Raw genomic sequence first — 11,829 nt, 5'->3', positions numbered from 1 at the left:
TGGAAAGTCCCCTAAAAAAAACACGGTTATCGATGGCGTATAACTACCACATTAACCAAAGATAATTACAGGATTTGAATAAAAAAGGAAAGAAAAATAGAGGTGGTGCTGATAGGCGGATTTGAACCGCCGACCTCACCCTTACCAAGGGTGCGCTCTACCAACTGAGCTATATCAGCGTGGAGCGGGCAGCGGGAATCGAACCCGCATCATCAGCTTGGAAGGCTGAGGTAATAGCCATTATACGATGCCCGCACCTATATTCATCTGTCCCATCATAAAATGGTGGAGGGAGAAGGATTCGAACCTTCGAAGGCTGAGCCAACAGATTTACAGTCTGCCCCCTTTGGCCGCTCGGGAATCCCTCCACAACGCTAATGCTAATACTTACTTGAGAAGATGGTGCCGACTACCGGAATCGAACTGGTGACCTACTGATTACAAGTCAGTTGCTCTACCTGCTGAGCTAAGTCGGCATCGTTAAGCAAGTGAGGCGTATTATAGGGATCTTTTTTCTTCTGGCAAGACTTTTTTTGAAAAAAAATAGGATTTTTTATCGGTAGCCTAAATCTCAAGCAAAAATTGTCTGTTTTTTACAGTTTCCGTCTAAAATCCCAACAGTATGCGATAACACGATATCAAAATAAGTACTGTATATATGCTTTCAATTACTCCTTTTACTGCTTAATTTCTTTATTTTTATCTACTTTCATCTATTAACTACTCTTTTTATTAATATTTACCTTGCTCTGCTAATAAATAGATAAATTTTGCCTTTTGTTCTCGCTTTCTATAACATACCGCCATAATCTCTCTATTAACTTCATAAGAAGGACATTGTGATTAATCAGCCTGTAAATAACTTTTCTCCTTTTTTAACTTTTGCACGAGAACAATGGGCAGCATTAAGAAAATCTGTGCCTCTCTCATTAACAGAACAAGATTTAAAACCCTTGCTTAGTTTTAATGATGAACTGTCTTTAGATGAAGTAAGTTCTATTTATCTGCCTCTGGTGCGTTTGCTAAATTACTATATAGAAGAAAATTTACAGCGTCATACCGTTATTCAACGTTTTCTTGGTATCGATAATCCCAAAGTCCCTTACATTATTAGTATTGCAGGAAGTGTTGCGGTAGGGAAAAGTACCACTGCTCGAATTCTACAAGCACTATTAACGCAAGCTAATCGCCGAGTTGATTTAATTACCACGGATGGATTTTTGTATCCTTTAGAAAAGTTAAAACAACTGGATTTATTAGGAAAGAAGGGATTCCCTGTTTCGTATGATACCCATGCTTTAATCCAATTTGTTTCTGATATTAAATCAGGAAAAAAGGCTGTTAAAGCACCCGTGTATTCACATCTCACTTATGACATCATTCCAGGGCAATATACTGAAATCAATCAGCCCGACATCTTAATTATTGAAGGGTTAAATGTTCTTCAACGCGGCCATAAGGCTCATAATTTATTCGTTTCAGACTTTGTCGATTTTTCTATTTTTGTTGATGCTGAAGAAACATTGCTAAAAAGTTGGTATATCAAACGTTTTTTAAAATTTCGTAAGAGTGCGTTTGCGGATCCAAACTCTTATTTCCATCATTATGCAAAATTATCAGAAAAAGAAGCGATAGAGATTGCTTCTCACATTTGGGATACTATCAATGGCGTAAATCTTCATGAAAATATCTTACCAACCAAAGAACGAGCCAGTTTAATTTTGGTAAAAGGTGAAGACCACGCCATTAATACAGTGAAATTAAGAAAATAACTATCAACGGATTACATTAATTTGTAACTGCTGTTGCTGTTTAATCACAGCAAATAATAGATCTATATTTGGGTGTTTTCCCGGATATTGACGCGCATCATCACAATGTTCGGCAAACCAAATTAATCCCTGCTCTGCACTTTCACTATCCAGTTTTCCAGCAAACTTTTGTGCAAGTGCATGATAAACTCGTAGCGAGCCTAACTTTCCTGCTATTGCAGGAATAGAATGTATAATTTCTCCCTTCTGATTCAAAATATCAATTTGACGAATCTCATCAATAGGCGGCAAGGTCATCAAAATTTGTTGGAAATTCATATAAAATTTCTCCTATAAAATCATTATGTAAAAATATTAGGTATCAATTATGTCCGCTATCTTATCAGCTGAAAATGTTGTTTTTCAGCAAAAAATCTATTATCCCAACATTGAAATTCCTGAAGGACAAGCAACTTTTCTACAAGGGCCAAGTGGTTGTGGTAAGAGCACTTTACTCCATCTATTTAATGACACCTTACCGATCACAGAAGGAAAAATTTTATACCAAAATCGTGATATTCAACAATTAGACAAAATTATATTACGCCGCGAAGTATTACTTGCTTCACAACAATCTTATCTATTTCCAGGATCCATTTTAGATAATTTTCAACAGTATCATCACTATCGTGAAAATACACTGCCAGAACATAAACAGCTACAACAATATCTTGATATTTGCCATATTCCCTTTCCGCTAAATCAAAATGTTGCGCATCTTTCTGGCGGTGAAAAACAGCGTGTATTTCTAGCGATTGCGTTGAGCTTTAACGCAAAAGTCTTAATGTTAGATGAACCTACATCAGCATTAGATCCCACCGTAGCAACTCAAGTGATACAACAAATTAAACAATTTTGTCTGCCTAATACAACACTGATTATTATTAGCCACGATCATTCGCTCACTCAACGTTACGCTGACAAAATTATTGAATTAAACCATCGAGGTCATTATGAATAATATTGCTGAAATTCATCTTTTTAATTTTAGTCTGGTTTACCTTCTGCTTTTGATCGTCCTTTTCATTATGAAAAAGTGTCAGATCAATCAATCTAAATTATTGTTCGTAGCAAGTTTAAGAATGACGTTACAACTTATTCTTGCCGGATTTATTTTGACTTATATTTTTCAGAATCCCCATCCTATTTTTACGGTGCTTTATTTATTAGCAATGATCATTTTTGCTGTACACCGTGTCTTATCAAAGAACCCTAATATTAATACTCGTTTCAAATACGCTATTATTGGTTCGATTTCATTTTCTGGACTTGCTGTATTAGCTTTCTTTATTCTTGTTGTCGTCAATGAAAACCTTTTCCATCCACAATATGTGATTCCACTAAGCGGAATGATTATGGGAAATGCGATGACAGGCGTGAATCTTGGAGTAAAAACTTTTCGAGAAAGCCTTGCAAGCGAACGTCAACGGATTGAAACCTTATTGAATTTTGGTACTACACCACAACGTATTTTAACGCCTTTTGTAAACCAAGCCTTAGAGAGTGCTCTTTTACCTACACTTAACTCAATGGTTGGTATGGGAATCGTTGCTCTCCCTGGATTAATGACCGGGCAAATTCTTTCGGGAACTTTACCTAGTACCGCTATTTTGTATCAAATTGCAATTATGATTGCGATTTGTACTGCCGTTTGTTTGTCTGTTTTTGGTTCACTCTATTTTGGTTACCGCTCCTTATATAATAAGGATCAACAAATGACTTGGTAAGAAAGAGAGATTGCCCGCAAAGGCAATCTCCCGATTCTATGATTGAGTTAAATTTATAAATCCTGTAAACTATCATCCCGTCTTGATACTTGCGTATCTCTTAATCTTAAATTTCCACTCACTTTTTATTAAATAGGCATAAACAATGGCAACCAATTATATTTTTGTCACAGGCGGTGTCGTTTCTTCTTTAGGTAAAGGCATTGCAGCGGCATCTCTTGCAGCTATTTTAGAAGCTCGTGGGCTAAACGTTACGATGATGAAACTGGATCCTTATATTAACGTTGATCCAGGTACTATGAGCCCAACACAACATGGTGAGGTATTTGTTACTCAAGACGGCGCCGAAACAGATCTTGACTTAGGCCATTATGAACGCTTTATTCGTACTAAAATGACAAAACGTAATAACTTTACGACTGGGAAAATTTATTCTGAAGTTTTACGTAAAGAACGTCGTGGCGACTATCTTGGTGCAACAATTCAAGTGATTCCCCATATTACTAATGAAATTAAAGCTAAAGTTATCGAAGGCGCAGCAGGCCATGATGTTGTGATTGTGGAAGTTGGCGGAACTGTTGGTGATATTGAATCGTTACCATTCTTAGAAGCATTGCGTCAACTCGCTGTGCAAGTTGGGCGTGAAAGAACGCTATTCATGCACTTAACGCTGGTACCTTATATTGCTACCGCAGGTGAAGTAAAAACTAAACCAACTCAACACTCTGTTAAAGAGTTATTATCAATCGGTATTCAACCTGATGTATTAATTTGTCGTTCTGATCGTATTATTCCACCAAATGAACGTGCAAAAATTGCTCTTTTCTGTAACGTGCCAGAAAAAGCGGTTATTTCATTAAAAGATGTAAACTCAATTTATCAAATCCCAGCTTTATTAAAATCTCAAGGGCTGGACGACTTTATTTGCCAACGTTTCCATTTAGACTGTCCAGAAGCAGATCTTTCTGAATGGGAAAATGTACTCTATCAAGAAGCTAACCCAATTGGTGAAGTTACGATTGGTATGGTTGGTAAATATACTGAATTGCCAGATGCTTATAAATCGGTTAATGAAGCTTTAAAACATGGTGGCTTAAAAAATCGCTTAAGTGTCAATATCAAATATATTGATTCTCAAGATATTGAATCAAAAGGCACCGAATTATTAAAAGGTCTTGATGCTATTCTTGTTCCAGGTGGTTTCGGTTATCGTGGAATTGAAGGAAAGATATTAACTGCTCAATATGCACGCGAGAATAATATTCCTTATTTAGGTATTTGTTTAGGTATGCAAATTGCTCTTATCGAATATGCTCGTCATGTCGCTGGTATGAAAGAGGCGAGTTCATCAGAGTTTGATAAGAACTGTCCACAACCTGTAATTGGCTTAATTACTGAATGGCAAGATGCTGATGGTAATGTTGAAGTACGCAGTGATAAATCTGATCTTGGCGGTACAATGCGTCTTGGTGCGCAACAATGCCATCTTGTGGAAGGTAGCCTAGCTCGCCAATTATATGGTAAAGAAACCATTGAAGAACGTCATCGTCATCGTTATGAAGTAAACAATAAGTTACTTCCACAAATCGAAAAAGCGGGCTTAAAAGTTACTGGTTGGTCAGCTGATAAGAAATTAGTTGAGATTATTGAAGTGCCAAATCATCCTTGGTTTGTCGCTTGCCAATTCCATCCAGAATTTACCTCAACACCTCGTGATGGACATCCATTATTTGAAGGATTTATTAAAGCAGCTTACGCTTATCAAAAACAACAAAAAAATTAAGTTATTTAACTAAACCCAACTTTTTTAAATGATCTGCACTTTAATTATTACTACATTAAAGCGCAGATTTTTTATTGTTTGGCATTTGGGTACACGAAAGTAGCTGTTTTAGCACACAGCTACGTGAACGTAGCTGCCTTCCAGACGATCCATATAATAGCTTTGTTAGATTTTGTTTCAACACACAGCTACGCGAATGTAGCTGCCTAATCAGTATGTGATTATGTTGCAATCTAAAACGTTTCAACACACAGCTACGTGAACGTAGCTGCCAGTACCCGCAGTTAATAGTTATTCTATGCAATGGTTTCAACACACAGCTACGTGAACGTAGCTGCTTTTAAATCATTTCATCGACTTTACAACGAGTCAGTTTCAACACACAGCTACGTGAACGTAGCTGCTGATTGGCTTGCTGATTTTGGTTCTGGAGACCGAGTTTCAACACACAGCTACGTGAACGTAGCTGCTTTTGTGTATATCTTATTTTTCCCACAAGATTAAAGTTTCAACACACAGCTACGTGAACGTAGCTGCATAGACGGATTTCCGTCTTTCTTTGAGGTGTGTGTTTCAACACACAGCTACGTGAACGTAGCTGCTTTCGTTAAGGCAAATATTGCAGATGGCAGAGGATGTTTCAACACACAGCTACGTGAACGTAGCTGCCTATTCTGCTCATCGTCTTTAGCCTCTTTTTTATGTTTCAACACACAGCTACGTGAACGTAGCTGCTCACGAGGAACCGCAAAAATAGCATAAAAATCACTAGTTTCAACACACAGCTACGTGAACGTAGCTGCTGTATTATGGTAAAGCCTCCATACACAAAAGGAGGTTTCAACACACAGCTACGTGAACGTAGCTGCCCTGTTGCCATTGGTGGTTGTCTGCCACTGAATGGTTTCAACACACAGCTACGTGAACGTAGCTGCGCATGAGGTATTTTTAGCTTTTAACTCAGCCCGTGTTTCAACACACAGCTACGTGAACGTAGCTGCCTTATTAATTTGTTCTTCTCACAACTCATTATGGTGTTTCAACACACAGCTACGTGAACGTAGCTGCTCCCTACTTCACTAAAGCTTGCAAATCAAGTCTATACAATACTTCATTCGCTAACTTATCCAAAATAGGGATCAAACATAAGTATAACCTACTTTTCTTGTTACACTTATTTTGTTTAATTCAAGTATTACAATACCTGAAAAAAAATCGCTAACCTATTGCTTTTTTTATGAGAACAAGAGATTAGCGATTCGACAAATTAAATTAATAACGAATATATCTATGCAGTTTCCGCATCAGAAAAACGCTCGATACGAGCACCTAATCCACGTAACTTTTCCTCAATATGTTCATAACCACGATCAATGTGATAAATCCGGTCAACAATAGTTTCACCTTGTGCAATACACCCTGCAATAACTAAACTAGCAGAAGCGCGGAGATCTGTTGCCATTACTTCAGCACCACTAAGATGATCCACGCCATGACAAATTGCAGTATTACCTTCAATTTCGACTTTTGCTCCCATCCGAATTAATTCTGGAATATGCATAAAACGATTTTCAAAGATGGTTTCAGTAATAATCCCTGTCCCGCAGGCAACCATATTCAATAAAGTAAATTGTGCTTGCATATCTGTTGGGAAACCTGGATGGGGTGCAGTACGAATATTGACTGCTTTAGGACGCTGACCAAACATATCTAAGGTAATACTATTCTCTGTTACATCAATTTGTGCACCTGCTTCTCGTAGTTTTTCAATCACTACTTCAAGTGTATTAGCTCGTGTACCAAGACATTCAACTCGTCCACCTGATACAGCTGCTGCCACAAGAAACGTTCCTGTTTCAATACGATCAGGGATCACGGTATGTTCGCAGCCCCCTAAACGTTCGACACCTTCTACTGTAATAGTATCTGTACCAGCCCCTTGAATTTTTGCTCCCATCTTATTCAAAAACTCTGCAGTATCCACAATTTCTGGCTCTCTTGCAGCATTTTCAATAACACTTGTCCCTTTCGCTAACACCGCTGCAGTCATAATAGAAATAGTTGCACCTACACTGACTTTATCGATAACAATGCGGGTTCCTTGTAAACGGGAAGAAACGAATGATTTCACATACCCATCTTCCAAAGTAATTTTTGCACCTAATTTTTCTAACCCAGAAATATGTAAATCAACTGGTCTTGCTCCAATCGAACAACCACCCGGTAAAGATACTTGTCCTTGGTTAAAACGTGCTGTCAATGGTGCTAATGCCCAAATTGATGCACGCATTGTTTTAACTAATTCATAAGGTGTAACAAAGCTAGTCACATTGTTTGCATCAATACAAACTGTCTGTTCACCACACCAATCTGCTTTAATTCCCAATTTACGTAAAATTTTTAATGTGGTTTCAATATCACGTAGGCGAGGAACATTGTGTAATGTCACTGGTTCTTCAGCAAGAATTGAAGCAAATAGAATTGGTAATGCCGCATTTTTCGCACCAGAAATATTAACTGTACCTTTTAAGCAAGCTCGCCCATGAACACGAAACTTTTCCATAATAATTCCTATAAAATGTCTAATTTAATCCACTAATAATGGAAGGATAATAAGTAAAACTTTCTGAAAGATTTGATTAATATAACTCCCTCACTATGGGCAAACATAATGAGGGAGCTTTAAGCATATGCATAATTATATACATTTCTTGAGAGGAAATCGCCGAAAAACCTTAATTAGTTTTTAACTTATTCCAATATTTTTCATAAATATCAATAGCATCACCAACATCCTCTTGTAAAATACCCTTTTGAAGCTCTTCTTTGCTTGGAAATAATGTTGGATCATTAACATCTTCTCCTGAAAGGAGTGTTTTTACACCTTCATTTGGCATAGAAAACCCCATTGTTTCTATCACTTCTTTGGCACTTTCAGGTCTTAACATAAAATCAATGAACTTATATGCAGCACTTTTATGTTTTGCATTTTTAGGAATTGCATAATTATCCATCCAAATAATGACGCCTTCTTTTGGATAAACAAATTTAATATTTTCATTCTCTTTATGCGCACGGAATGCGGAACCATTCCAAATCATCCCCAATGAAACTTCGCCTTGTAAATAAGGAACATCTGGTGAATCAGAATTAAATGCGAGTACATTTGGAATGAGTTTTTGTAATAGATGATAGGCAGATTCAATCTCTTTTTCATTTTTTGTATTAGGAGAGAATCCTTTTAGTAATAAAGCAATATGAAATACTTCTCGTGAATCAGTAGTTAATAATACTTTACCTTTATATTCAGGATTCCATAAATCAGACCAACTTGTTACTTTACTTGGCTCAATTTCTGCTGTGTTCAGACCAATTCCTGTCAAACCATAGACATATGGTAAAGAGTATTGATTATTAGGATCAAAATGCTTATTTAATAAATCCGGTGTAATTTGAGAAAAATTTTTTAACTTACTCTTATCTAATTTCTCTAACATTCCTTCCTTTGCCATCTTACCGATGTAATAACTAGATGGGAAAACTAAATCATATTCTCCCCCATTAGTTAATTTCATCTTCGAATACATTTCTTCATTACTTTCAAAAGTTGAATACACAATTTCAATTCCAGTTTCTTTAGTAAATTGATTAAGTAATGATGTAGGAATATATTCTGTCCAGTTATAAATGTAGAGTTTTTCTGCAAGAAGAGATGAACTAAATAAGATAGGAAAAGAAAGTAGAATTGTTTTAGATAGCTGAGAAAAAGATAAAAATTTCAATTTATAAGTCCTCCAAAGCTTGCTTTTTATACAGCAAAATAGCGATTAGTTAAAAAACTTGCTGAGTATAGCAACTTATTAGTGACTTTAAAAATAAAAAACGTTCGTAAAGTCTAGAAACTTTATGCTAATTTGTTATTAAGAATAGAAAGTAATAGCTAAATCAAGAATAGCTAAATCAAGAGATAAAAAAACTGCATCCATTGGGATGCAGTTTTTTATAGAAAATGAATTTTGAATTATTCTGCCGCTACAGCTGCTTCTTCAGTAACTTGACGATCAACTAATTCAATGTATGCCATTGCTGCATTATCACCGGCACGGAAACCACATTTTAAGATACGAGTATAACCACCCGCACGTTCAGCAAAACGTGGACCTAATTCATTAAATAATTTAGCAACAACTGCGTTGTCGCGAACACGAGCAAAAGCTAGACGGCGATTTGCAACGCTATCTACTTTAGCTAAAGTAATTAACGGCTCAACTACACGACGTAATTCTTTTGCTTTAGGCAATGTAGTCTTGATGATTTCATGACTAACTAAAGAACTTGCCATATTACGAAACATCGCTTGGCGATGACTGCTATTACGGTTTAGTTGACGACCACTCTTACGATGGCGCATGACCTTATCCTTCTCAGAAAAATCTTTAACCTATGACCAAACTAGTCTTCGGCAATACCTGCCGGTGGCCAATTCTCAAGGCGCATACCAAGTGATAAGCCACGAGAAGCGAGCACATCCTTAATTTCAGTAAGAGATTTCTTACCAAGATTAGGTGTTTTAAGTAACTCAACTTCTGTACGTTGAACTAGATCACCGATATAGTGAATTGTTTCTGCTTTCAAACAGTTAGCAGAACGAACTGTCAACTCTAAGTCATCCACTGGACGAAGTAAAATCGGATCAAACTCTGGTTTTTCTTCTTTGACTTCAGGTTGACGAACATCACGCAAATCAACGAATGCATCAAGCTGTTCTGCTAAAATTGTTGCTGCTCGACGAATCGCTTCTTCTGGATCCAATGTGCCATTAGTTTCCATTTCAATAACTAACTTATCTAAGTCAGTACGTTGTTCAACACGTGCTGCTTCCACATTATAAGCAATACGGTCAACTGGACTATAACACGCATCCACTAATAAACGACCAATTGGGCGTTCTTCATCATGTACACGTGCTGATGCAGGAACATATCCTCTACCACGTTGTACACGAATGCGCATATTAATAGAGGCATTTTCATCTGTCAAATGACAAATGACATGATCCGGATTTACGATTTCAACATCACCATCATGAGTGATGTCCGCGGCAACAACAGGGCCAATTCCAGATTTTGTTAGTGTCAGAAATACGTCATCTTTATTCTGCACTTTAACCGCTAGACCTTTTAAGTTTAAAAGCACTTCAAGAATATCTTCTTGAACCCCTTCTTTACTGCTGTACTCATGCAATACACCATCAATTTCAACTTCTGTCACTGCACAACCAGGCATAGATGACAAAAGAATACGACGTAATGCATTACCCAATGTATGGCCAAAGCCACGTTCTAACGGCTCTAAGGTCACTTTAGCATGGGTAGAGCTAATTTGCTCAATATCTACTAAGTGTGGCTTTAAAAATTCTGTAACAGAACCCTGCATTTTATCCTCTCTTTGCTGTTAAGCTTTATTATTTAGAGTAAAGCTCAACGATCAGATGTTCGTTAATGTCTGCTGATAAATCAGAACGTTCTGGAATACGTTTGAAAACACCTTCCATTTTAGCAGCATCGACTTCTAACCAAGTTGGTTTTTCTCTTTGTTCTGCTAATTCTAATGATGCTTTAATACGAGCTTGTTTTTTAGATTTTTCACGCACTGCGATAACATCATCAACAGAAACTTGGTAAGAAGGAATGTTTACTACACGTCCATTAACAACGATAGCCTTGTGGCTAACTAATTGACGAGCTTCTGCACGTGTTGCTGCAAATCCCATACGATATACAACATTGTCTAAACGACCTTCCAATAACACTAATAGGTTTTCACCGGTGTTACCTTTCAAGCGGTTAGCTTCTTTGTAATAGTTACGGAATTGACGTTCTAAAATGCCGTACATACGACGAACTTTTTGTTTCTCACGTAATTGACTACCATAGTCAGATAAACGTGGCTTACGTGCACCGTGTTGACCTGGTGCAGTATCAATTTTACATTTTGACTCAATCGCACGAACACCTGACTTCAAAAATAAGTCTGTGCCCTCACGACGGCTTAGTTTGAGCTTAGGCCCCAAATATCTTGCCATTTTCTTTCTCCAACTATCCTAACACGTCTTACACACGACGTTTTTTCGGTGGACGACAACCGTTATGAGGAATCGGAGTCACATCAGTAATGTTAGTGATGCGGAATCCTGCAGCATTTAATGCACGGATTGTTGACTCACGACCAGGACCAGGTCCTTTAACCATAACTTCCAAGTTCTTTAAGCCGAATTCTTTAACCATTTCGGCACAACGTTCTGCAGCAACTTGTGCAGCAAACGGAGTAGATTTACGAGAACCACGGAAACCTGAACCACCTGCAGTAGCCCATGCTAGAGCATTACCTTGGCGATCAGTGATCGTAACAATAGTATTGTTGAAAGAAGCATGAATATGAGCCACGCCATCTACAACTTGTTTTTTTACACGCTTACGCGCACGAACTGGTGTTTTAGCCATTATCA

General features: G+C 37.4%; 11 protein-coding genes, 4 tRNA genes and 1 CRISPR repeat array. Of the genes, 4 read left to right on the top strand and 11 right to left on the bottom strand.

The genetic code is table 11. The features are described from left to right. Nucleotides 1-103: 103 nt before the first annotated feature. The 4 genes from PF272_RS02025 to PF272_RS02010 form a co-directional block, all read right to left on the bottom strand. Nucleotides 104-179 (bottom strand) — tRNA-Thr (locus tag PF272_RS02025). A 1-nt stretch (nt 180) separates the two neighbouring features. Then, nucleotides 181-255 (bottom strand) — tRNA-Gly (locus PF272_RS02020). A 28-nt stretch (nt 256-283) separates the two neighbouring features. Then, nucleotides 284-368 (bottom strand) — tRNA-Tyr (locus tag PF272_RS02015). Between the two features lie 32 nt (nt 369-400). Further along, nucleotides 401-476, bottom strand: a tRNA-Thr gene (locus tag PF272_RS02010). Nucleotides 477-839: 363 nt separating this feature from the next. Between PF272_RS02010 and coaA the strand changes: the two genes are divergently transcribed. Then, nucleotides 840-1,772: a type I pantothenate kinase gene (coaA, locus tag PF272_RS02005; protein WP_271141423.1), complete on the top strand. Its 933-nt coding sequence runs from the start codon at nt 840-842 to the stop codon at nt 1,770-1,772. A 3-nt stretch (nt 1,773-1,775) separates the two neighbouring features. Here coaA and PF272_RS02000 read toward each other — a convergent pair whose 3' ends face one another. Beyond that, complete coding sequence (locus PF272_RS02000) at nt 1,776-2,090, bottom strand: DUF2322 family protein (RefSeq protein WP_065235153.1); 315 nt, start codon at nt 2,088-2,090, stop codon at nt 1,776-1,778. Nucleotides 2,091-2,139: 49 nt separating this feature from the next. Between PF272_RS02000 and PF272_RS01995 the strand changes: the two genes are divergently transcribed. From PF272_RS01995 to pyrG, 3 genes are all read left to right on the top strand, one after another. After that, nucleotides 2,140-2,772, top strand: coding sequence for an ABC transporter ATP-binding protein (locus tag PF272_RS01995; RefSeq protein ID WP_271141422.1), 633 nt, complete (start codon nt 2,140-2,142; stop codon nt 2,770-2,772). Beyond that, nucleotides 2,765-3,538, top strand: a complete 774-nt coding sequence (locus PF272_RS01990; RefSeq protein ID WP_065239076.1) for an ABC transporter permease — start codon at nt 2,765-2,767, stop codon at nt 3,536-3,538. Before PF272_RS01995 ends, PF272_RS01990 begins: the two co-directional genes overlap by 8 nt. A gap of 145 nt (nt 3,539-3,683) precedes the next feature. Continuing rightward, nucleotides 3,684-5,321 carry a glutamine hydrolyzing CTP synthase gene (gene pyrG / locus PF272_RS01985; protein WP_065234048.1) on the top strand — a complete coding sequence of 546 codons (1,638 nt, stop codon included), beginning with the start codon at nt 3,684-3,686 and terminating at the stop codon, nt 5,319-5,321. 105 nt (nt 5,322-5,426) lie between these two features. Continuing rightward, a CRISPR array of direct repeats spans nt 5,427-6,389; the repeat unit is 32 nt; unit sequence GTTTCAACACACAGCTACGTGAACGTAGCTGC. Nucleotides 6,390-6,609: 220 nt separating this feature from the next. Here pyrG and murA read toward each other — a convergent pair. The 6 genes from murA to rpsK all read right to left on the bottom strand — a co-directional run bounded on the left by murA (nt 6,610) and on the right by rpsK (nt 11,824). Then, nucleotides 6,610-7,884, bottom strand: a complete 1,275-nt coding sequence (gene murA / locus PF272_RS01980; protein WP_271141421.1) for a UDP-N-acetylglucosamine 1-carboxyvinyltransferase — start codon at nt 7,882-7,884, stop codon at nt 6,610-6,612. Nucleotides 7,885-8,056: 172 nt separating this feature from the next. After that, on the bottom strand, nt 8,057-9,067 hold the full coding sequence (locus tag PF272_RS01975; protein WP_413789412.1) for an extracellular solute-binding protein: 1,011 nt from the start codon (nt 9,065-9,067) through the stop codon (nt 8,057-8,059). 275 nt (nt 9,068-9,342) lie between these two features. Continuing rightward, complete coding sequence (rplQ, locus tag PF272_RS01970) at nt 9,343-9,732, bottom strand: 50S ribosomal protein L17 (protein ID WP_271141419.1); 390 nt, start codon at nt 9,730-9,732, stop codon at nt 9,343-9,345. A 41-nt stretch (nt 9,733-9,773) separates the two neighbouring features. Next, nucleotides 9,774-10,757, bottom strand: a complete 984-nt coding sequence (locus PF272_RS01965; protein WP_065234044.1) for a DNA-directed RNA polymerase subunit alpha — start codon at nt 10,755-10,757, stop codon at nt 9,774-9,776. A 28-nt stretch (nt 10,758-10,785) separates the two neighbouring features. Continuing rightward, entirely contained in the window at nt 10,786-11,406 is a 621-nt protein-coding gene (gene rpsD, locus PF272_RS01960) for a 30S ribosomal protein S4 (RefSeq protein WP_065234043.1), read from the bottom strand. 28 nt (nt 11,407-11,434) lie between these two features. Continuing rightward, a complete protein-coding gene (gene rpsK / locus PF272_RS01955; protein WP_012072238.1) occupies nt 11,435-11,824 on the bottom strand; it encodes a 30S ribosomal protein S11 in 390 nt (129 codons plus the stop codon). Nucleotides 11,825-11,829 lie beyond the last annotated feature (5 nt).

This window comes from Gallibacterium faecale, assembly GCF_027920745.1.
Taxonomy (GTDB): domain Bacteria; phylum Pseudomonadota; class Gammaproteobacteria; order Enterobacterales; family Pasteurellaceae; genus Gallibacterium; species Gallibacterium faecale.
The sequence above is the reverse complement of the archived record's forward strand: the minus strand, read 5'-3'. Positions and strand labels throughout refer to the sequence as shown.

Coding starts and splice junctions, on each gene's coding strand:
- murA (WP_271141421.1), bottom strand. CDS start 7,884: ATGGAAAAGTTTCGTGTTCATGGGCGAGCTTGCTTAAAAGGTACAGTT.
- rplQ (WP_271141419.1), bottom strand. CDS start 9,732: ATGCGCCATCGTAAGAGTGGTCGTCAACTAAACCGTAATAGCAGTCAT.
- PF272_RS02000 (WP_065235153.1), bottom strand. CDS start 2,090: ATGAATTTCCAACAAATTTTGATGACCTTGCCGCCTATTGATGAGATT.
- pyrG (WP_065234048.1), top strand. CDS start 3,684: ATGGCAACCAATTATATTTTTGTCACAGGCGGTGTCGTTTCTTCTTTA.
- PF272_RS01990 (WP_065239076.1), top strand. CDS start 2,765: ATGAATAATATTGCTGAAATTCATCTTTTTAATTTTAGTCTGGTTTAC.
- PF272_RS01965 (WP_065234044.1), bottom strand. CDS start 10,757: ATGCAGGGTTCTGTTACAGAATTTTTAAAGCCACACTTAGTAGATATT.
- rpsD (WP_065234043.1), bottom strand. CDS start 11,406: ATGGCAAGATATTTGGGGCCTAAGCTCAAACTAAGCCGTCGTGAGGGC.
- rpsK (WP_012072238.1), bottom strand. CDS start 11,824: ATGGCTAAAACACCAGTTCGTGCGCGTAAGCGTGTAAAAAAACAAGTT.
- PF272_RS01995 (WP_271141422.1), top strand. CDS start 2,140: ATGTCCGCTATCTTATCAGCTGAAAATGTTGTTTTTCAGCAAAAAATC.